This is a genomic window from Embleya sp. NPDC008237, from assembly GCF_042956465.1.
Taxonomy (GTDB): Bacteria; Actinomycetota; Actinomycetes; order Streptomycetales; family Streptomycetaceae; genus Embleya.
In genome coordinates this window covers 163,684-184,780 of sequence record NZ_JBIBGL010000001.1, presented here as the reverse complement: position 1 = coordinate 184,780, position 21,097 = coordinate 163,684, and the positions used below count along the sequence as shown (strand labels likewise).

The following is a 21,097-nucleotide window of genomic DNA, read 5'->3' as shown; positions in this document are numbered from 1 at the left end:
CATGACCGACACCGGCACCGAGCACGGCGGCTCTCCGGCCGCCGAATTCGCGGGTTCGATCGTCGATTTCGGCCGCACGTCGCGCAGCCGGGTATACCCGGACGGTATCTTCGTCGACCTGTACGGATTCCCGGACTTCCTGCCGTACGCGCGGGTGGTGATCGAGACCGGCCCGGTACCGCCGGGCCTGGGTATCGACGAGGCGCGGGTCACCGACGTGCTCGCCGCCAACCTCGCGGCGGCCGGCACCGGCGACCCGCTGTATGCCGACACGATCGAGACCGCGACCCCGCGCGGGTGGACCTGGCACCACGCTCCGCACGTACGCCGGCTCCACCTGGTCCCGGTCGACGTCAAGAACGCGCTCCGGCACCACGGCGGCGTGGCCACGATGACGGTCGACCGGGAGCGCACCGGCCTGTGGAGCCCGGCCGAACAGGCCCGGGTGCCGGCCGGTCTGCACGTGGGCCGACCGCTCACCGACGTCGACCTGACCCACCTGGAGAACAAGTACCTCAAGTACCGACTCCCGCAGGCGTACCGCGCGTTGCTGATCGACAACGGCGGCGGTCCGCCGGCCCGGCCCGCCGTGCACATGCGCCACGGATTCGTGCTGGACCAGCAGTTCTTCAACCTCTACGGCGAGTACGACCCCTACGATCTGCTCGACGTCGCGGCGCGCCTCACCGATCGGCTGACCGCCGATTTCCTGGCCGTCGCGTGGGTCCAGGGTGGTGCCCTGGTGCTCAAGACGCAGGGGGCGGACGCGGGTTCGGTCTGGTACTGGGACAACGACGACCGGTACGCCCGCCGGGGCGACTCCCCCGATTCGACGGTCGCCCTGCTGTCCCGGCTCGCCGACGACGTGATGACGCTGCTGGCCGACGAGCTGATCCAAGTACCGAGCGAACTCGACGAGATCGCCCGCACCGCGGTCGCCGGCGGGCACTACCGACCGGTCGTCGCCGAGCACGCGGGTGCGGGCCTGCCCGCCGACCTGCGTCCCTGACGCGGCATCACGAAGGGAACGGACGAGGACCTGATGTTCGACAATCTGCTGCCGCCCGGCGTCGGTGCGGCGCTGCAACGCCCCGGCATGGAGCCGATGACGGCGGTCGGCGCACACACCACGAGCGTGGACCTGCACCCGGCCGTGACCGCGCTGCTGGACCGCACCGAGCCCGCGATGCGCTCGGTGTTCCACGGGCGGTGCCCCGACGCCCTGTTGTTGTCCGAGGTCGCGGTCGAGGCGGAGGCCTCGTTGGCCGCCGAGGGCACGCACGACCCCGATCACGAGGTCGTGCTCGACCGGATGCGACACCTGCTGCGCGGCGCGGCGATCGCCGCGATCCTGCTGCGCGAGCCGAACGACCCCGCGCACGAACGGCCGATCCCGCCCTGCTCGTCCTGCGCACCCGCGCTGGCGGCCCTGGGGGTCACGATCCTGGAGGTGCCCGCGTCATGAGCGACCGCTTCCCCGAGGCCGTGGCCCAGGCCCTCACGGCCACCGGCTGGCAGCCCGGCATCCACATCCCGGAAGAGGAGCTCCTGCGCTGGTACCGGGCGTTGGGCACGGCCGGGATCGACGTCCCGCCGAGCGCGATCAAGGCGCTGTGGGAGTTCGGCGGGATGACGGTGCATCAGTACGGTCCCGGCGTGGACATGTCCCGCATGCCGTTCCGAATCGACCCGATGGTCGGGCTGTACGCGGGCGACGTGCTCGCCGCATATGGCGCGGCGCTGGGTCGGCCGCTCACCCCGGTCGGCGAATACGACTTGGGCCGCGGCCGGTTGGCGATGGATCCGCGCGGCGCGGTGTACCTGTGGTGGGGCGATCTGTGGCACGTGGCCGACACCTTCGACGACGCGCTGATCGCGCTGATCGAGGGCCGCCGACCGACCCGCCTGGACCTGGCACCGGCCGACGCGCCGCTGCCGCCGCGGCCGATCGACGAGCGCGAGGCCCGGGACAAGGCCCGCCGGCACGTGGTCGGCGGCGGTCCGAACGCGCCGACCGACTTCGTGATGACCGAGTTCGAGTACGGCTGGCTGGTCCAGGCGATCTACCCGAACCCCGACCCGATGGCCAACGTCGGCGCCGGCCAGTGGATCGTGGACCGCCGCAACGGCCGCGTGACGCTGTGGCCGAGCCTTCCGTCCGCGAACGTCCTGGCCATGTTCCGCGAACGCTACGTGGACGCGTAGCACGCAGCCGCCGGCCGCGAACACACCGGCCACGAACGCCGATGCGCCCCGGAACCGGTGGGTTCCGGGGCGCATCGCATGACGGCTATCGGCGGAGCCGAGTCACTGTCGAATGTGATCCTTGTTGATCCCGTACCCGGGTATGTGCATCCGACCACCCAACTGTGTGTACATCGCGGACTCCACGTTGGTGAAGAACACGACGGGAACGTTGATCGGCGGCGGACTGTCCGGGGTGAAGGTGATCGGAACGACTCCGAAGATGTTGCCCTTGAGGTACTTGACGTACATCGTCGTCTTCGTATCCGCTTCCATCCAGGACTTGCTGCCCTCTCGGGCCGTGATGGCGACGTCCTTGCCCGACGCTTCCTTCACCGTCATCGAGAGGTTCCAGATGTCGATCCCCTTCGAGACGGTGAACTTCAGTGCCGGTTCCTCGGTCCCTTGGAGGGTCTTCACCTTCACCACGCCTTCGTAGTTCAGACCCGCCATCGCCAGCAGATTGGATCTGAGCACGAACGGGTCGACCGCGACCGGCGGTTCGCCGGATCCGGCCTTGGCCTCGACCGGGCCCTCGATCGGGCACGGAAACGGCGTCTTACCGTTCGTCGGCTTGGCAGGGGACGACGTGGCGGACGGTTTCGCCGATGTCGCGGCGGACCGGGTCGCCGCCTTGCCGGAGGGCGTGGCCGCCACCGTCGCGGGCGGCGTGGTCGTCGCGAGTGCCGACGGCGCAGCCTCCACCGGAGCGACCGGCGCGACGGGCACCGTCGGTGCGGTCGATGCCTTGGACGGGAGCTTGATCCCGGGCAACCCGAGCCCCGGGAGACCGGGCAGGGTCAACTCGGGCAATTTCAGCTCGGGCAGCTTGAGTTCGGGCAACTTCGGTGCCGGCGTCCCCCCTTGCGGCGACTTCGACTCCGACGCCCTGGTTTCGGCCGCCGGGAGGGACGTCGCCGCGGCGGGTTGCCCCGTTTTGGCGACCGGCGTGGAGGCCACCGACTTGGCGGGGGCCGTGCTCGGCGCCGTGCTCGCCGTGCTCGGCGGCGCCGACGTGCTCGACGAAGTCGTGGGACTCGCCGAAACGCACGGACCGTCCGCGTACGGGTTGCTCGGCAGTTCATCGCTGGGCGACGCCTGGGCGATGCCGACGACACCCACGACGCCGATCATTGCCGTCGCGATCGTCGCCAGCGCCACCCGCGGCGAGGCCGCCCCTCGGGAACCGTCACCGGGCCGGTCGGTCTCCGACCCGGTCGATGCTTCCCCCGAGGCATCAGGGGCCTTTCCGTTCAGAGCCTGCGCGAGGAAGCCGTCCTCGACCAACGTTTCGTCGGGAACTCGTTCGTCCCCGCTGCCGCCCTCGTCGTCGTCATCCGGGCGGTCCTCGCCGGCTTCCTCTCCCGCCGGCAGGTACACCCACGAGATCGCGAGCGTGCCGCCGATCAGGCCGCACAACATCCCGACGAAGAACCCACCGAAGGTGGCGACGATGAACGACACCAGCGACACGAGGATCACGAAGATCCCGATGTAAACCCTGGCCTTGGGGTTCAGCCAGATCGCAATCCCGGACAGGATCAGGATCGCGCCGATGAAGATCGCCGAGACGCCGCCCATCTGGGTGATCTTGAAGGTGATGTCACCGGCGCTGAGTGTCGCGTAGGGCGCCCACAGGATCGGGCCGGAACCCAGGATCGTGAAGAGCCCGGCCCAGAAGGGCCGTTCCTTGCGCCAACTGCGAAACGCCTGCCATCCACGTCCCAGCGCGCTGGGTTGCCGCTGTTCTGCGGTCACTCTCGACTCCCTGGAGTGTTGCTGCGGTATCGCGGACCGGCTGCGGGCGGACCTGCCCCCCGCAGCCGACGATGCGTCAGAAGCACTCCAGGCTCGGGCCGCCGACCTTCAGGTGCAGGTCGTTGAGCCAGAACTTGCCTGCCTGGACCATCCACGCGGACTGGTTCACGTTGGTGAACTTCGCCTTGGTGGCCTGTTGGCCGAACATGTTCGGGGCACCGTTGCCGATGTCCTTGGGACCCTTGGCCCACGGAACGCCGTTGTCCTTGCCCATGGTCGACGCGTCCACGCCGATGTCGATGTTCTCGAAGTAGGCGTCGCCGTCGAGCGAATCCATCGAGAGCGTCATGTTCTCGGCCTTCGCGGGCCGACCGTTCCCGCCCGCCTTGATCTGCATGACGAGCGGAGTGCCGGGCACGCGCACCGACTGACACATGTTGGTGATCTGCGCGGTGCCGAGTGCCGCCGTGGCCACCGGCACGTCGGCGCCGTTCTTGCGCTTGAGCGCCTCGCCGTACTGCGAGAAGTCGGTGGCGTCCATCTCGTCCGCGTGCACCTTGAAGTTGCCGCCGGACACCGTGATGTTGACCGGCACGACACCGTTGGCGACCCCCGCGAACACACCGACGGTCATGGCCGCGACCGGTATGAGGGTGATGCCGAACCGCTTCCAGCGAGTCTTGCCGCTACCCGCCTGAACCTTCTTGTCCATGGTCCTCCTCGGGACAGAATCCCCTCCTCGTGCGGACCAGGGCCGCACGTGGCGGGGCATGGAGGGAGGGCCTGCCTGTCCTGGGACGGACCGGCACGGCCTGGATGGGGAGGTCCGCGCCCGAGCCACCGACCGGCTGCCGGGGCGAATGGGACACGGATCGAGCGGCCCGATCATCTTTCACGACCGGGTCGGCACACAAGAGGTTCGTTACCGGCGAGTAACGCCGACTCCGGGACCGCACTCACGGCCGGGTCACAGCGCGGCATCGACACCGGCATCGGGTGGTGCGATTTGGCCTGATAAGTCCGCTACAGGGTCACCCGTAAGTCACCAAATGCCACGCAGGGCAAGGGAAATGACCCATAGTCAAAGATGGGTAAAGACCAAGCCCCGACCGCTCTCGAGCACGAGAACGGCCGGGGCCTCATCGACGAACCGAGTGCCTGCGCGGGATCGGGAGGCGCAGGACCGGGGGTGCCGAAGCGAAGGAACGCAGGATCGAAGGTGCGGGATCAGAAGAGCACGCCGGCCAGCGCCATTCGCGCCTTGGGCACCCTCGGGTCGTCCGCACCGACGATCTCGAACAGGTCGAGCAGGTGCAGGCGCGCCTTGTTCCGGTCGTCGCCCGCCGTCCGCCGCACGGTCTCCACCAGCCGGGCGAACGCCTCGTCCGCGCGACCGTCCAGGACGTCCAGGTCGGCCGCGAGCGTCTGCGCCGCGACGTCGTCCGGGCGTTCGGCGGCGTCCACGCGGGCCTTGTCCGCGTCCACGCCCTGGGTGCGCAGCAGGAGTTCGGTGTTGATCAGGCCGAGCTTGGCCTCGGCGTGCGCCGGGTGGTCGGAGAGCACGTTGCGGAACGCCTGAGCCGCGCCGTCCAGATCGCCGGCCTCCAGCGCCTCGTCGGCGGCTGCCAGCAGCGGGTCGCCGGCGGGCTCCTCCTCGGCCTCGGCGGGCGCGTCGGCGGGCTCGCCGTCGACCACGACGCCGGTCAGGCCGAAGCGCTCCTCACCGAGCTGGACGAGCTGGTCCAGCACCTGCCGGGCCTGCTGCTCGGGCACCACACCCTGGAACAACGGAGCGAGTTGACCACCCAGGACCGCCATCACGGCGGGGATGCCCTGGATGCCGAACTCCTGGGCGAGACGCGGGTTGGCGTCGACGTCGATCTTGGCGAGCACGAAGCGGCCGGCGTATTCCTCGGCCAGACGCTCCAGCAGCGGGCTCAGCTGTTTGCACGGCTGGCACCACTCGGCCCAGAAGTCGATCACGACGGGGGCCTGTTGGGAGAGCGCGAGCACATCGGTCTCGAAGGTGGCCTCGGTGACGTCGATGACGACCCGTTGGGCACCGGACGCGGCGGCGGGCTTCCCGGCCGGCGCGGCCGCACGCTTGGCGGCGTTGTCGGCGGCGGCCTTGACCGCACCGAGGTCGACTACTCCGCGCATGGACATGTTCCGTGGCTGCATGTAGACATCTTCCCCCGAGAGCGAGTCGAACGATGCACGGGGCGACCCACCGGTGCATGCCGAAGCCTCGTCGCGTCCCGGTCCCCGCAGGATGCGGGCCCCGGGACGGACGACGACCCTTGACGGGTCGTCAGTCGCGATCGTGTGCTCGAATCCCCATCCAGGCACCGCGATTCGCTACGGCTCGTAGCGTAAGGGGCGCGCCGGGGGGAATGCGACCGTAGGATCCGCAATGACGGATGTGAGTTGCACCACCGCCGCGCACCTTACCAATCGGTAACATGACCGACCGTGTACGACGAATCGGCCGGAGACCACTCGCACGACCCGCCCATGCAGCGCAAGGGACGCCCGCGCAGCACCACCGCGGACGACGCGATCCTGGACGCGGCGCGCTCGTTGCTGGCCGACGGCGGATGGGCCGGGCTGACCATGGGGGACGTCGCCGCACGAGCGGGCGTGGCCAAGACCACGCTGTACCGCCGCTGGCACTCCAAGCACGACCTGGCCATCGCCGCGGTCGCGGAAATGCTCGGCACCCTCGAACTGCCGGATCAGGGTCCGGATCTACGCGCGGACGTCGAGGACGTGGTCCGCCGCTTCGCCGCACTCCTGGGCCGCCCGGACATGCGCACGGCCCTGATGGGCCTGGTCGCCGACTCCACCAGCGACCCGGCCCTGCGCCGACGCATCCGCGAAGAGGTCGTCGACCCGCAAAAACGCCTCGTCCTAGAAGGCCGCGCCCGCGCCGAGACCCGAGGCGAAATCACCGCCCCGGGTGACATAGACGTCGACCTCGTCTTCGACATCATCGCCGGCACGGTGGTCCAACACATCCTGGTAAGCGCCGAACCCGCCTCCGACGCCTGGGTCCAACGCTTCACCACTTTCGTAGTAACCGGCATGCTCCCCCAACCCACCCCACCCACCCGAGCCGCCACATAAGCCCACCCAGCCGGGCACGAGACCAAGCAGCCCGGCCGGCGCATGAGGCCACTCAGCCCCGCCGGCGCTTGAGGCGAACCCAGCCCGGCCGGCGCATGAGGCCAAACAGCCCCGCCCAACGTGCGCTCGAGGCCACCGATGCCGCGGGCGAGGCCACACCCGACCCCGTCAGAACCGAGCCGGCTCCGTATACGTGCCCCACTCCTCCCGAAGGACATCGCAGATCTCCCCGAGCGTCGCCTCCACCCGAGCCGCCGCCAACATCGGCGGCACCAAATTCCCCGAGCCGCGTGCAACGCCCCGCATCGCGGACAACGCCGCAGTCACCGCCGCCTGATCCCGCCCGCCGCGCCGCACGGCAAGCGCCGACACCTGGTCCCGCTCGACCTCGTGGCTGACCCGCATGATCTCCAGGTCACCGGTCACCGAGCCCTCGTGGCAGTTGACCCCCACCACCCGCTTGTCACCCTTCTCCACGGCCCGCTGGTACCGGAACGCCGACTCGGCGATCTCCCCGGTGAACCACCCGTCCTCGATGCCGCGCAGGATGCCGGACGTCATCGGCCCGATCGGGTGCGGCGACGTCTCGCCCAGCTCACGGATCCGCGCGAACGTCGCCTCCGCCTCGGCCTCCAGCCGATCCGTCAGCGCCTCGACGTACCAGGACCCGCCCAGCGGGTCGGCCACCGCCGCGACCCCGGTCTCCTCCATCAGCACCTGCTGGGTGCGCAGCGCGATCTCCGCGGCCTGCTCACTCGGCAGCGCCAACGTCTCGTCCAGCGCGTTCGTGTGCAGCGAGTTGGTGCCGCCGAGCACCGCCGCGAGCGCCTCGACCGCGGTGCGCACCACGTTGTTGTACGGCTGCTGCGCGGTCAGCGAGACACCGGCCGTCTGGGTGTGGAAGCGCAACCACTGCGCCTTCGCGGTCTTGGCGCCGTACACGTCGCGCATCCACCGCGCCCAGATCCGACGCGCCGCGCGGAACTTGGCGATCTCCTCGAAGAAGTCCACGTGCGCGTCGAAGAAGAACGACAGCCCGGGCGCGAAGACGTCGACGTCCATCCCGCGCGACAGCCCCAGCTCGACATAGCCGAAGCCGTTGGCCAGCGTGTACGCGAGTTCCTGCGCGGCCGTCGCCCCGGCCTCGCGGATGTGGTAGCCCGACACCGAGAGCGGCTTGTACGCCGGGATCTCGGCCGCGCAGTACTCCATCAGGTCGCCGATCAGGCGCAGATGCGGCTCGGGAGCGAACAGCCACTCCTTCTGGGCGATGTACTCCTTGAAGATGTCGGTCTGCAGCGTGCCGTTGAGCGTGCCGATGTCCACGCCCTGCCGTTCGGCCGCCACCAGGTACATGCAGAACGCCGGCACGGCCGGCCCCGAGATGGTCATCGACGTGGTCACGTCGCCGAGCGGGATGTCGCGGAAGAGCACGTCCATGTCGGCCGCCGAGTCCACCGCGACCCCGCAGTGCCCGACCTCGCCGAGCGAGCGCTCGTCGTCACTGTCGCGGCCCATCAGCGTGGGCATGTCGAACGCGACCGACAGGCCGCCGCCGCCGTTCGCCAGGATCATCCGGTAGCGCTCGTTGGTCTGTTCGGCGTTGCCGAATCCGGCGAACTGCCGGATGGTCCACGCCCGGCCGCGATAGCCGGTCGCGTACAGACCGCGGGTATAGGGAAATTCGCCCGGCCAGCCGATCCGTTCGAAGCCCTCGTAGGGCTGGTCGGCGGGCGGCCCGTAGACCGGTTCGACCTCAAGTTCGGAGAGCGTGGTGCGGCGCATGCCGTCGTTGCGGACCTTGTCGTACCGGTCCTGCCAGCGCCGCCGACCCTCTTCGATGTCCTCGGTGTTCACGTGGCTCCTGTCCGCTGCCGTCGTCGTAGGACCCATTCCCGCGCGGCACGAGAAAATTACTAGGACGTCCTAGTAAATGTCCACGACCGCGGAACCGACTCCGCGAACGGCCCCGAAAACACCGAAGCCCCCGACGGAACGTCGGAGGCTTCGAAAACACCGGGAGCCGGGGCACGGCCCCGACCGGCGACCGCTCAGGCGGCAGCCGGGGCGGCGGTCGGCTCGACCAGCTTGTGCTTCATCTTGTAGTCGAAGACAAACGGACCGAACGGCGGGATCGCCGCGATGAAGGCGAGCAGCGTGGTCTTGTTGTCCCAGGACAGCTTGGTGCGCACGTCCATCATGGCCAGCAGGTACAGGATGAACATGACCGCGTGCAGCAGGCCCAGCGGCATGACCAGGTTGATGTCCGAGATCCGGCTCAGCAGCGAGCCGAAGACGAGCAGGAGCAGGAACGACGTGCCCTCGGCGATCGAGATCACCTTGAAGCGGCCGACAGCGGTGGAAAGCATGGGGATCCTCGGGGGAAGCGGATGCGGAACGGGCTGACTGCGAGCCGATGACGTGTGCCGAGCGGGCCGAGCGGCCACGGGTCGGTCGGACGGTGCGGCGGGGGTGGGCGCCTCAGGCGGTGGCGCCGGCGGTTTCGAGCCCGCGCTCCCGGACCGCCTCGACGGCCTTGCGCTCGGCGAGGAACGACGCGAGCGGGATCGTGCCGGCGACCATCATCAGCAGCATGCGCTCGAACTTCCACTTCATCTTGCTGCTGAGGTCGAAGGTGACGACCAGGTAGATCATGAAGAGCAGACCGTGTGCCTGGCTGACGTAGAGCGTCGCCTTCTCGCCCGTGTCGAACCCGTACTTGAGGACCATGCACAGGCACAGGACCAGGAGCATGCACCCGGTGATCCAGGCCATCACCCGGTAGCGGGTCAATACGACAGGCTTCACGGCAGCACCTTCGGTAACGGCGGCTTCGACGACCTCGTCGACCGCTTTTCACAATGGCGCATGCAGCTTACGTCGCCGCCACCGGGGTCCCCGAATCCGCCCCCTCCCACCGTTATGTGCCGGCCGGGACATGCCGGGCGTCGCGTCGGCCGTACGTCGGGCCGCACGTCGGTCGGGTCGCCCTCCGCCTACGCGTCGGCGGAGTCGCGCTCCGCAACGATCGGCGTGTGCGCCGAGGCGTTCTCCGCCGCGGGCTCCTCGATCCGGAAGTCGCCCGCGTCCACCCGCAACACCCGCAGCAGGTCGAACAACTGGGCGCACTGCTCCGGGGTGTACGCGCCGAGCCCGAACTCGCGCGCGGTCAGGTCGCGGGTGGCCCGCTCGGTGACGTCGCGCCCCTTGTCGGTGATCACCGCGAGCACGCCCCGCCCGTCCCGCGGGTTCGGCCGGCGGGCGACCAGTTCGGCCTGCTCCAGGCGGTCGATCGTGTTGGTCACACTCGTCGGGTGGACCATCAACCGCTCGCCGATCCGGGACAGCGGCAACGATCCGGTCCGGCTGAAGGTGAGCAGCACCAGTGCCTCGTAGCGGGCGAAGGTCAGCCCGTACGGCTTGAGCACCGCGTCGGCGCCCGCGAGCAGGATCTGCTGGGCGCGCATGATCGAGGTGATGGCGACCATCGGCGGGCACTCCCCCCAGTGCTCTCGCCAGTGCTCGTCGGCACGCGTGATCGGATCGAAGGGGAGATTCAGTGGCTTCGGCACGGGCCGAGCGTAGTGGAGGTTACCGATCGGTCACGTGGCTGTCTCACGTCTCGCGCATGCCCCCGCGCGCGTACCCTGCGCGCATGGCGCACGGTCGGCCGCGGTCGCCGGGCCGCGACGCGCCGGTGGCCTGCCTCGACCCACAGGTCATTCAAGCTTCAACTATTTTCGGTATTCTCTGTACATGACCGAAGCCGAGCCCAGGTGGCTGAGCGATGAAGACCAGTGGGTCTGGCGCCAGATCATCGCCGTGATCAACATGCTGCCGCCGCGGTTGGAGCGTGAACTCCAGCGCGCGCACGGGTTGTCCCTGCACGACTACCAGATCCTGGTCCGGCTCTCCGAGCACCCGGATCGGGAGGTACGGCTGAGCGATCTCGCCGAGGCGACCCAGCAGTCCAAGAGCCGACTCTCGCACCAGATGACCCGGATGGAGAACGCCGGCCTGGTGGCGCGCCGCAACTGTCCCACCGACCGGCGCGGCGCCTTCGCGGTGCTCACCGAGGAGGGTTGGCGAGTGCTCGAGGCCGCGGCGCCCACACACGTGGAAGGCGTCCGCGAGCACCTGATGGACGTGATGACACCCGCCCAGAAGCAGGTCGTCGGCGAAGCCTTCGGCGCAGTGGCCGAAAACCTCCGCCCACCCACCCGCCCCACGTCCTGCCCCAAGCCCAGCCCGTCCGGCGTGTGAGGCCACGAAGCCGAGCCCAGCCGCCCACCCGGCCCCGCAACCTCACCCCGACCGGAACCAAACCAGCCGGCCCGCCCGCCGCTTGACGACGCGACACCAAGCCCGGCCCACCCGGCACCGCACCCTCACCCCGACCGGCACCAAACCAGCCCGTCCGGCGCTTGAGGACGCCAAGCCGAGCCCGGCCCGGCCAAACGACCGGGGCCGAGCCGTCAGCCCGTCCGGCGCTTGAGGACGACAAGACAGACCGACGTCGGCCCCGCGACCGGGCCGGGCCGGGCCGGATCGGAGGCGGCAGCGGCCGCCTAGCCCCCCAGCCCCGCGATCAACTCGTCCGCAGCCGCATACGGATCCAAATCCCCCGAAAGCACCCGCGCAGCAAGCGCATCGAGCCGCAGGCCACCCCGCAGGTCGCCGATCCGCGCCCGCAACGCGGTGACCGCGATCGCCTCGACCTCGTCGGCCACCCGGCGCCGGCGCCGCCGGGTGAGCTCGCCGCCGGCCTCCATCCAGGCCCGGTGCTTCTCCAGCGCCTCGACCACCTCGTCGACACCCTCGCCGCGCGAGGCCACCGTCTTGACGATCGGCGGACGCCAGTCCCCCGGCCCGCGCGCCTCGCCCAGCGAGAGCATGTGGCCGAGTTCGCGCGCGGTGGTCGCCGCGCCGTCCCGGTCCGCCTTGTTGACCACGTACAGATCGCCGATCTCCAGGATCCCGGCCTTGGCCGCCTGGATCCCGTCCCCCATCCCGGGCGCGAGCAGCACCACCGTGCTGTCCGCCATCGAGGCGATCTCCACCTCGGACTGGCCCACCCCGACGGTCTCCACAATCACCACGTCACAGCCCGCCGCATCCAGCACCCGCAGGGCCTGCGGGGTGGACCAGGACAGGCCGCCCAGATGGCCGCGCGAGGCCATCGAGCGGATGTACACCCCGGGGTCGGTCGCGTGGTCCTGCATCCGCACCCGGTCGCCGAGCAGCGCACCGCCGGAGAACGGCGAGGACGGGTCCACCGCGAGCACGCCCACCCGCCGGCCCAGCCTGCGGTAGGCGCTCACCAGCGCGGTGGTGGAGGTCGACTTGCCCACACCGGGTGATCCGGTCAGCCCGACCACGTACGCGTTGCCGGCCAACGGCGCGAGCGCGGCCATCACCTCGCGCAGTTTCGGCGACGCGTCCTCGACCAGCGAGATCAACCGGGCGACCGCCCTCGGCCTGCCCTCCCGGGCCTGGGCCACCAACGTCGCGACATCCATCCCCGACCTCATGCGCCACCGCTTCCCTGCTCGGATATGCCGAAACGACCCCGCAGTCGGCGCGACGCACACCCAGGTGTGCGCCACGCGACTCCGAGATCGTTTCAGGTGGGTGTATCACCGGGAACCGCCCGGTCGGCACCACCCGCCGGGTCCGGGCGCGGGCCCGGGTGCGCGGCGACCGGATCGGCTCAGTTGCCCGGGACCGTGATGATCAGCGCGTCGCCCTGGCCACCGCCACCGCACAGCGCCGCCGCGCCGGTGCCGCCGCCGCGCCGCTTGAGTTCGAGCGCCAGGTGCAGCACCACTCGGGCGCCGGACATCCCGATCGGGTGACCCAGGGCGATCGCGCCGCCGTTGACGTTGACCTTGTCGGTGCCGACCCCGAGGTCGCGCATCGACTGCACGGCCACCGCCGCGAACGCCTCGTTGATCTCGATCAGGTCCAGGTCCTCGACGGTCAGACCCTGCTTGCCCAGCGCGTGCTTGATCGCGTTCGAGGGCTGCGACTGGAGCGAGTTGTCCGGGCCCGCGACGTTGCCGTGCGCGCCGATCTCGGCCAGCCACTCCAGGCCCAGCTCCTCGGCCTTGGCCTTGCTCATCACCACGACGGCGGCGGCGCCGTCGGAGATCTGCGAGGCCGAACCCGCGGTGATCGTGCCGTCCTTGGTGAACGCCGGGCGCAGCTTGCCCAGGGACTCCGCGGTGGTGTCCGGACGCACACCCTCGTCGGTGGCGAACGCGATCGGCTCGCCGCGCCGCTGCGGGATCTGCACCGGCACGATCTCCGCGTCGAAGACGCCGTTCTTCGCGGCGGCGGCGGCCCGCTGGTGCGACAGCGCCGCCACCTCGTCCTGCTCCGCGCGCGAGATGTTCAGCTTGCCGTTGTGGTGCTCGGTCGACTCGCCCATCGGGATGTTCTCGAACGCGTCGGTCAGCCCGTCGTAGGCCATCGCGTCGAGCATCTCGACCGCGCCGTACTTGAAGCCCTCCCGGGATTTCGGCAGCAGGTGCGGGGCGTTCGTCATGGACTCCATGCCGCCCGCGACCACGATGTCGAACTCGCCCGCGCGGATCAGCTGATCGGCCAGCGCGATCGCGTCCAGGCCGGAGAGACAGACCTTGTTGACGGTGAGGGAGGGCACGTTCATCGGGATGCCGGCCTTGACCGACGCCTGGCGGGCGGGCATCTGCCCGGCACCCGCCTGGAGCACCTGGCCCATGATCACGTACTGGACCTGGTCTCCGGTGATGCCCGCGCGCTCCAGCGCGGACTTGATCGCGATGGCGCCGAGGTCGGTGCCGGAGAAGCCCTTGAGGGATCCGAGCAGACGACCCATGGGCGTGCGGGCCCCGGCGACGATGACAGAACCGGCCATGAGGGTGGCCTCCACAACTTTATGGTCGGGGTGCCATCGCCAGGCGGTCCGGACGACGTGCGGCATCCCCGCGACGGACGTGAGGTTGTTCCGGAACCTACCCGGAAGGGCCGCGACCGTGGCAGGGGGCTCCGATGTGACGGAACCCACCATGTCGGGCCGCCCAAACCGAGTGGGCTCTCACCCATAGTCTCGTTTCGACGGACCGGGTATCTACTCGCAGGTAACCCGGGTATTTCCCAGAGGCCTTTGGAGGCCATGGTGCTCACGCGTATCGACCACATCGGCATCGCCTGCCACGACCTCGACGCGACGGTGGCGTTCTACACAACGACCTACGGTTTCGAGGTGTTCCACACCGAGGTCAACGAGGAGCAGGGCGTCCGCGAGGCGATGCTCAAGATCAACGAGACGTCGGACGGCGGCGCCTCCTACCTCCAGTTGCTGGAGCCCATCCGGGACGACTCCACCGTCGCCAAGTGGCTCGCCAAGAACGGCGAGGGCGTGCACCACATCGCCTTCGGCACCGCCGACGTCGATGCGGACTCGGCCGCGATCAAGGACAAGGGCGTGCGGGTGCTGTACGACGAGCCGCGTCGTGGTTCCATGGGCTCGCGCATCACTTTCCTGCACCCCAAGGACTGTCACGGTGTGCTCACCGAGCTGGTGACCTCGGCCGCGAAGCCCGACGCGGAGCACTGAGCCGAGCGCTCGACCCGCGCCGGCGCGCGGTATTCCGGCGACCGCCCGCGACATCCCGCACGCGGCGCCGGCCCCGACCATGCCCCTCCCCGCCCGACAACCCGTCAAGCGGGCGGCGCAGTTCCTGCGACTCCGCCTCTTGTCGGGTTTGTGCGGACCGCCTAGCGTTACCGGCGGGTAAGTTCAGCGAAGTTCAACAAACCCTCATGTTGTCCCATGCTTCACACGCCGACCCATGGAGGCCGACGATGAAGGAGATCCTCGACGCCATCCTCGCGGGGGACACCCCCAAGGAGGCGTACGCAGCGCTCCCGCTTCCCGACTCGTACCGCGCCGTCACCGTCCACAAGGACGAGGAGACGATGTTCGAGGGCATGGAATCGCGGGACAAGGATCCGCGTCAGTCGCTGCACGTCGAAGACGTGCCGCTGCCCGAACTCGGCCCCGGCGAAGCCCTCGTCGCCGTGATGGCCAGTGCAATCAACTACAACACCGTGTGGACCTCGCTCTTCGAGCCGGTCTCCACCTTCCGCTTCCTGGAGAAGTACGGCCGCAACTCGGAGCTGACCAAGCGGCACGACCTGCCCTACCACGTGGTCGGCTCCGACCTCGCGGGTGTCGTCCTGCGCACCGGCGCGGGGGTCAACGCCTGGAAGCCCGGCGACGAGGTGGTCGCGCACTGCCTGTCGGTCGAGCTGGAGAGCGCGGACGGGCACGCGGACACGATGCTCGACCCCGAGCAGCGCATCTGGGGCTTCGAGACCAACTTCGGCGGCCTCGCGCACATCGCCCTGGTCAAGAGCAACCAGCTGATGCCCAAGCCGGCACACCTGTCGTGGGAAGAGGCCGCCTCGCCGGGCCTGGTCAACTCGACGGCGTACCGCCAGCTCGTCTCGCGCAACGGCGCCGGCATGAAGCAGGGCGACAACGTGCTGATCTGGGGCGCCTCCGGCGGCCTGGGCTCGTACGCGACCCAGTTCGCCCTCGCCGGCGGCGCGACGCCGATCTGCGTGGTGTCCTCCGAGGACAAGGCGCAACTGTGTCGGGACATGGGCGCCGAGCTGGTGATCGACCGCCGGGCCGAGGACTTCCGCTTCTGGAAGGACGAGCGCACCCAGGACCCGCGCGAATGGAACCGGTTCGGCAAGCGCATCCGCGAACTCACCGGCGGCGAGGACGTGGACATCGTCTTCGAGCACCCGGGTCGCGAGACGTTCGGCGCCTCCGTGTACGTCACCCGCAAGGGCGGCACCATCGTGACCTGCGCATCGACGTCGGGTTACATGCACGAGTACGACAACCGTTATCTGTGGATGAGCCTGAAGCGCATCGTCGGCTCGCACTTCGCCAACTACCGGGAGGCGTGGGAGGCGAACCGTCTGGTGGCGAAGGGTAAGATTCACCCGACGTTGTCGCGCACCTACGCTCTGGAAGACACCGGCCAGGCGGCCCGGGACGTCCACCGGAACCTGCACCAGGGCAAGGTGGGCGTACTGTGTCTTGCACCGGAGGAGGGCCTGGGGGTTCGGGACGCCGAGATGCGAGCGCGGCATATCGACGCCATCAACCGCTTTCGTAACGTCTGACGGCGGTCCCTGGATCTGAGACCATTCTCCCTGGTAGTCAATGCGGTACGGGCGGTTCCGGATGTACATACGGGGTCGCGTCGTCACCAACCGGTCGGAAACGGCCGATTTGCAGTACTGAAACGTACGCGGCCAGGGGATGGAGTGGGACCCCACAGTGCGGGGCTACGACCGCTACCAAGTTGACGAGCACCTCGAACTGCTCGACGACGAGATCAAGCGGCTGAAGAAGGAGCGCGACGACACCGTCGCACACGCGGAGGACCTCGGCTATCAGGTCGAGGTTCTCCGCGCGAAGCTGCATGACCTTCGCCGCCAGCTCGCCACGCCCCGATTCGACAGCATCGGCGGCCAGGCCGAGCAGATGCTGCGCAATGCCCAGTTGCAGGCCGATCAGGTCCGCGCGGACGCCGAGCGCGAACTCCAGGAGTCGCGCGCGACCACGCAGCGCCTGCTCCAGGAGGCCGCCGCGCGCTCCGCCCGGCTGGAGGCCGACTGGCAGGCCGAGGTGATGGAGCGCCGCCGGCGCCTGGACGAGGAACTGGCCCAGGCACGCCAGGCCACCGAGGCCCGGGTCAACGAGAACGTCGCGTGGGCCGAGCAGTTGCGGGCCCAGGCCGAGGAGCGTTCGCGCCAACTCCTGGACAACGCCCGCGCCGAGGCCGAACGGATCGCCGCCGCCGCGCGCGAACAGGCCGTCGGTGCCGGCGAGAGCACCCGCGCCGAGGTCGAATCGCTGCTCTCCCGGGCGCAGAGCGACGCGGACCGGGTGATCGCCGAGGCCAAGGCCCGGGCGAGCGCGGCCGTGGACCAGTCCGAACAGCTGCGCACCGAGACCCGCACCCGTGCGGAGAGCCTGGTGGGCGACGCCCGGGTCGAGGCCGCCCGGATCATCGGCGAGGCACGATCCGAGGCCGAGCGGGTCACCGGCGAGGCCGGTGCCCGCGCACAGGGCGCCTCCGAGAACACCGCGAAACTGCTCGAATCCGCCCAGTTGGAGATCGAGCGGCTGCGCGCCGAGGCGGCCGGCGAGGCGGACCGCCGCCAGGCCGAGGCCCAGCGCCTGCTCCAGGACGCCGAGGTCGAGGCGAACGAGAAGCTCGGCAAGGCCGCCGGCGACGCCGAGGCGTACCTGGCCAAGGCCCGCGCGGAGGCGGACAAGGTCACCGCCGAGGCCCGCGCCGCGGCCGAGCGGCTGCGCGCCGAGGCACTCGCCGAGGCGGACCGGCTGCGCGACGAGGCCCGCACCGAAGTCGAGTCGCTGCGTACCGACACCCGCACCGAGTTGGACACCGCCCGCGAGGAAACCCTGGCCCGGGTCGACGAGTTGGAGGCCGGGGCGCGCGCGGAGATCGAGCGTCGCCGGCAGGAGGTGGACCGACTGCGGGCCGAGGCACAGCAGTTGCTCACCAACGCCGAGGCCGGCGCCGCCGAGCGCCTGGAGACCGCCGCGCGGGCCGCGGACGACCTGATGGCCAAGTCCCGGTCCGAGGCGGAGCGGCTGCAGAGCGAAGCCCGCACCGAGGCGGACGAGTTGCGGGCCCGCGCGCAGGCCGACGCCGAGGCGGTCGAGGTGCGCACCCGCGAGTCGAGCGATCGACTGGCCAACGAGGCCCGCGAGTACGCGGACCAGGTGCGCGCCAAGGCCGCGCAGAGCGCCGAGGAACTGCTGGAGACGGCCCGCGCCGAGACCGGCAAGCTGCGCGAGAAGGCGGTTGCCGACACACACCGCCTGCGCGAGCTCACGCAGCGCCAACAGGCGGAAGCCGTCGAGGAGTTGCAGCGCGCCCAGGACGAGGCGCAGAGCCTGCGCGAGGAGGCCGCGAGGGCCGCCGAGCAACTGCGCGAGGAATCGGCCGCGCAGGCCGCGGAGCGGATCGAGGCGGCCCGGGCCGAGGCGGAGCGGGTGCGCACCGAGGCCGCCGAGAACGCCGGTCGTTCGCACGCCGAGGCCGAGGAGCTGGTGGCCAAGGCCCGGACCGAGGCGCACAAGGCCGCGACCGACGCGTCCCGCGCGGCCGAGGAAATGATGCGTTCCGCCGAGCAGGCCGCCGTCGAGCTGCGTGAGCAGGCGATGGCGCAGGCCGAGGCGGTGCGCGCGGAGGCCGAGCGGCAGGCGGCCGAGCTGCGTACCCGTACCGAGGAACTGCGCGCCCGCGCCGAGCAGTCCGCCGGCGAGGCCGAGGCCGCGCTGGACCGGGCCCGGGCGGATGCCCAGGCCACCATGGAGCAGGCCCGCGCCGAGGCCGGGGCGCGCACCCAGTCGGCCGCGGTCAAGGCGGACGAGCTGATCGGCAAGGCCCGTGAGGAGGCCGAGAAGGTCCTCACCGACTCCCGTGAGGAGGCGGACGGGATGCGCTCGGCCGCCCGCCGGGACGCCGCCTCGATGCGCGAGGAGGCGGAGACCGAGGCGCGCACGCTGCGCGAGGAGACCGAGAGCACCGCACGTTCGGTGCGCGAGGCCGCCGAGAGCGCGGCGCTGACGCTGCGCGAGGAGAGCACCGAGACGGCCCGCACGCTGCTGGCCGGCGCGGAGGCGGACGCGACCCGGATGCGGACCGAGGCCGAGGCCGCCGCGCAGGCGCTGCGCGAGAAGACCACCGATACCGCGCGTTCGGTGCTGGAACAGGCCGACGCGGAGGCCGAGCGCATGCGCACGGAGGCCGAGACGGCCGCCCGCACGCTGCGCGAGGAGACCACCGAGACCGCACGTTCGGTGCTGGAGCAGGCGCACGCCGAGGCGGAGCGCATGCGTACCGAGGCCGAGGAGGCCGCCCGCACGCTGCGCACCGAGACGGCGGCGACCGTGCGTGCCGCGTTGGACAAGGCGGAGAAGGACGCCGCACGGATGCGCGCGGAGGGCGAGGAGACCGCACTCGGCATCCTCGAACAGGCCGACGGCGAGGCCCGCACCCTGCGCCAGGAGGCGACCGCGGCGCTGGCCGCGGCCAACGCCGACGCGGATGCGGCGCGGGCGCAGGGCGAGACCGACGCGGACCGGGCCAGGTCCGAGGCGCAGACCGCCGCCCGGGCGCTTCTGGAGCGGGCCGAGCGCGACGCGGAGCAGGTGCGCACCGAGGCCGACACCGCCGCCCGCACGCTGCGGCAGGAGGCCGCCGCCGCACTGGAGGCCGCGCGCGCCGAAGCCGAGCGGCTGCACGCCGAGGCGACCGCGACGCTGGCCGCGGCCAACCACGACGCGAGCACGCTGCGCGAGGAGGCCGCCACGGCGCTGGCGGAGGCGACGGCGGAGTCCGAGCGGCTGCGCAGCGAGGCCGAGACGGCCGCGCTGACCCAGCTCGAACAGGCGGACACCGACGCCGCCCGGATGCGCGAGGAGGCCGAGGCCGAGGCGACCCGGCTGCGGACCCAGGGCGCCCAGGCGCTGGAGGAAGCCCGCGACGAGGCGGCCGAGTTGCGCGACCGCACCAAGGCGCGGGCCCGCGAACTGCTGGAGAAGGCCGAGGCACGGGGCACCGATCTGCTCGAGAGTGCGACCACCCAGGCCCGGTTGGCCAAGGAGGACGCGGCTCGCGCGGTCGCAGAGGCGCAGGCCGAGGCGGAGGCCGTACGGGCCGCGGTGGTGGGCATCGAGGACGCCGCCCGCGAGGAGTCGGACCGGCTCACCGCGCTCGCCGAACGCGACCTGGCCAAGGCCCGCGACGACGCCGAGACCACGCTGGTCCGGGCCCGCGCGGAGGCGGACGCCACGGTCACCGCGGCGCGCAAGCACGCCGAGCGGATGAAGTCCGATTCCGACCGGGAGGCCGAGAAGACCCGAACGGCCGGACGGGAAGCGGCGAACAAGGAGCTGCGCGAGGCCGAGGAGGCCGCGACCGAACTGCGCGACCAGGCCCGCGCGGAGCTGGAGCGGGCCGCCAACGAGGCCGAGGATCTGCTGATTCGGGCGAAGGGTCGGGCCACCGAGATCGTCGGCACGGCCGAGCACAAGGCCGAACAGCGCCTCAACGAGGCCAACGACGCGGCGAACCGGCTGATCGCCGAGGCCGAGGCGGAGGACGAGCGGCTGCGCGCCGAGGCGACGGCGGTGATAGAGAAGGCGCGCAAGGACTCGGACGCGATGATCAGCGAGACGCGCCGGGACACCACCGCCACCCGCGAGCGCTCGGACAAGGAGGCCGAACAGGCCGTCGAACGCGCCCGCCGGCAGGCCGCGGAGGGCCTGAAGCAGGCCGGGAAGCGGGTCGACGACCTGGTCGCCGCCGCGGAGGAACAGGTGAGCGAGGCCCGCGTGGACGCCGAGAAGATGAAGGTGGCCGCGGCGGAGGAAGCCGAGCGAATTCGTGACAAGGCCGGTTCCGAGGCGGATAGGGTACGGATTGCCGCGGTGAAGAAGGCCGAGGCGTTGCTCTCGGAAGCGGAACAGCGCCTGGCCGACGCCCAGAAGGGCGCGGACGACCTGCGGGCGAAGGTGGCCGAACAGGTGGCCGCCGCCCAGCGGGAGGCGCAGGCGGTCCGTCGCAAGACCGCCGCGGACGCCGAGAAGGTTCTCGACGAGGCGCGGAAGGAGGCGGAGCGACTGCGCACCGAGGCGCGCAAGGACGCGGACCGTCATCGTGCCGACGGACAGCGCAAACTCGACGAGTTGAACCGCAGACGCAAGGACATCACCGCCGAGATGTCGCGCGTGCAGGGCGTGTTGGACGCGCTCGCCGCTCCCGCGGGTCTGTCCTCCGGCAAGGGCAACTCCTCGTCGGGCAAGGGCCCCGCGGCGAAGGGTGCCGGTTCGTCGTCATCCGATTGAGCGATGCCGGCCGGTTCT

Annotated in this window: 17 protein-coding genes; 8 read left to right on the top strand and 9 right to left on the bottom strand. The window is 70.7% G+C overall.

Features of this window, described 5'->3' with window-relative positions; translation table 11 throughout:
* Position 1 precedes the first annotated feature (1 nt).
* Genes ACFZBU_RS00740 through ACFZBU_RS00730 form a run of 3 tightly spaced genes read left to right on the top strand, consistent with a single transcriptional unit; the run spans position 2 to position 2,205 of the window.
* Positions 2-1,009 (top strand): SMI1/KNR4 family protein, encoded by a 1,008-nt coding sequence (locus ACFZBU_RS00740; protein ID WP_391581276.1) that lies wholly within the window; start codon positions 2-4, stop codon positions 1,007-1,009.
* 33 nt (positions 1,010-1,042) lie between these two features.
* Positions 1,043-1,465, top strand: a complete 423-nt coding sequence (locus tag ACFZBU_RS00735) for a YwqJ-related putative deaminase (protein WP_391581275.1) — start codon at positions 1,043-1,045, stop codon at positions 1,463-1,465.
* A complete protein-coding gene (locus ACFZBU_RS00730; RefSeq protein ID WP_391581274.1) occupies positions 1,462-2,205 on the top strand; it encodes an SUKH-3 domain-containing protein in 744 nt (247 codons plus the stop codon). Before ACFZBU_RS00735 ends, ACFZBU_RS00730 begins: the two co-directional genes overlap by 4 nt.
* 102 nt (positions 2,206-2,307) lie before the next feature.
* Here ACFZBU_RS00730 and ACFZBU_RS00725 read toward each other — a convergent pair whose 3' ends face one another.
* The 3 genes from ACFZBU_RS00725 to ACFZBU_RS00715 form a co-directional block, all read right to left on the bottom strand.
* Entirely contained in the window at positions 2,308-4,002 is a 1,695-nt protein-coding gene (locus tag ACFZBU_RS00725; protein ID WP_391581273.1) for a DUF6114 domain-containing protein, read from the bottom strand.
* A gap of 76 nt (positions 4,003-4,078) precedes the next feature.
* Positions 4,079-4,714, bottom strand: a complete 636-nt coding sequence (locus ACFZBU_RS00720) for a DUF6230 family protein (RefSeq protein ID WP_020555424.1) — start codon at positions 4,712-4,714, stop codon at positions 4,079-4,081.
* A 515-nt stretch (positions 4,715-5,229) separates the two neighbouring features.
* Positions 5,230-6,183 (bottom strand): tetratricopeptide repeat protein, encoded by a 954-nt coding sequence (locus ACFZBU_RS00715; RefSeq protein ID WP_391581272.1) that lies wholly within the window; start codon positions 6,181-6,183, stop codon positions 5,230-5,232.
* A 291-nt stretch (positions 6,184-6,474) separates the two neighbouring features.
* On the opposite strand from ACFZBU_RS00715, the gene ACFZBU_RS00710 reads away from it, so the two are divergent.
* Positions 6,475-7,128 (top strand): TetR/AcrR family transcriptional regulator, encoded by a 654-nt coding sequence (locus ACFZBU_RS00710; RefSeq protein ID WP_391581271.1) that lies wholly within the window; start codon positions 6,475-6,477, stop codon positions 7,126-7,128.
* 168 nt (positions 7,129-7,296) lie between these two features.
* Here ACFZBU_RS00710 and ACFZBU_RS00705 read toward each other — a convergent pair whose 3' ends face one another.
* The 4 genes from ACFZBU_RS00705 to ACFZBU_RS00690 form a co-directional block, all read right to left on the bottom strand.
* The gene (locus ACFZBU_RS00705; RefSeq protein WP_391581270.1) at positions 7,297-9,021 is read right to left on the bottom strand and encodes a methylmalonyl-CoA mutase; all 1,725 of its coding nucleotides are present in this window, start codon (positions 9,019-9,021) and stop codon (positions 7,297-7,299) included.
* Between the two features lie 158 nt (positions 9,022-9,179).
* Positions 9,180-9,497: a DUF3817 domain-containing protein gene (locus ACFZBU_RS00700; protein WP_391581269.1), complete on the bottom strand. Its 318-nt coding sequence runs from the start codon at positions 9,495-9,497 to the stop codon at positions 9,180-9,182.
* Between the two features lie 112 nt (positions 9,498-9,609).
* Positions 9,610-9,936 carry a DUF3817 domain-containing protein gene (locus ACFZBU_RS00695; protein WP_391581268.1) on the bottom strand — a complete coding sequence of 109 codons (327 nt, stop codon included), beginning with the start codon at positions 9,934-9,936 and terminating at the stop codon, positions 9,610-9,612.
* 188 nt (positions 9,937-10,124) lie between these two features.
* Complete coding sequence (locus ACFZBU_RS00690) at positions 10,125-10,700, bottom strand: MarR family winged helix-turn-helix transcriptional regulator (protein WP_391581267.1); 576 nt, start codon at positions 10,698-10,700, stop codon at positions 10,125-10,127.
* Between the two features lie 184 nt (positions 10,701-10,884).
* Here ACFZBU_RS00690 and ACFZBU_RS00685 point away from each other — a divergent pair, with 184 nt between their 5' ends.
* Positions 10,885-11,391 carry a MarR family winged helix-turn-helix transcriptional regulator gene (locus ACFZBU_RS00685; protein WP_391581266.1) on the top strand — a complete coding sequence of 169 codons (507 nt, stop codon included), beginning with the start codon at positions 10,885-10,887 and terminating at the stop codon, positions 11,389-11,391.
* A gap of 305 nt (positions 11,392-11,696) precedes the next feature.
* Here ACFZBU_RS00685 and meaB read toward each other — a convergent pair whose 3' ends face one another.
* Entirely contained in the window at positions 11,697-12,647 is a 951-nt protein-coding gene (gene meaB, locus ACFZBU_RS00680; RefSeq protein WP_391581265.1) for a methylmalonyl Co-A mutase-associated GTPase MeaB, read from the bottom strand.
* Between the two features lie 191 nt (positions 12,648-12,838).
* Positions 12,839-14,026 (bottom strand): acetyl-CoA C-acetyltransferase, encoded by a 1,188-nt coding sequence (locus ACFZBU_RS00675; protein ID WP_391581264.1) that lies wholly within the window; start codon positions 14,024-14,026, stop codon positions 12,839-12,841.
* Positions 14,027-14,287: 261 nt separating this feature from the next.
* Between ACFZBU_RS00675 and mce the strand changes: the two genes are divergently transcribed.
* From mce to ACFZBU_RS00660, 3 genes are all read left to right on the top strand, one after another.
* Entirely contained in the window at positions 14,288-14,728 is a 441-nt protein-coding gene (mce, locus tag ACFZBU_RS00670) for a methylmalonyl-CoA epimerase (protein ID WP_391581776.1), read from the top strand.
* A gap of 248 nt (positions 14,729-14,976) precedes the next feature.
* The gene (gene ccrA / locus ACFZBU_RS00665) at positions 14,977-16,314 is read left to right on the top strand and encodes a crotonyl-CoA carboxylase/reductase (RefSeq protein WP_391581263.1); all 1,338 of its coding nucleotides are present in this window, start codon (positions 14,977-14,979) and stop codon (positions 16,312-16,314) included.
* A 157-nt stretch (positions 16,315-16,471) separates the two neighbouring features.
* Positions 16,472-21,079, top strand: coding sequence for a hypothetical protein (locus tag ACFZBU_RS00660; protein WP_391581262.1), 4,608 nt, complete (start codon positions 16,472-16,474; stop codon positions 21,077-21,079).
* The last annotated feature ends 18 nt before the right edge of the window (positions 21,080-21,097 follow it).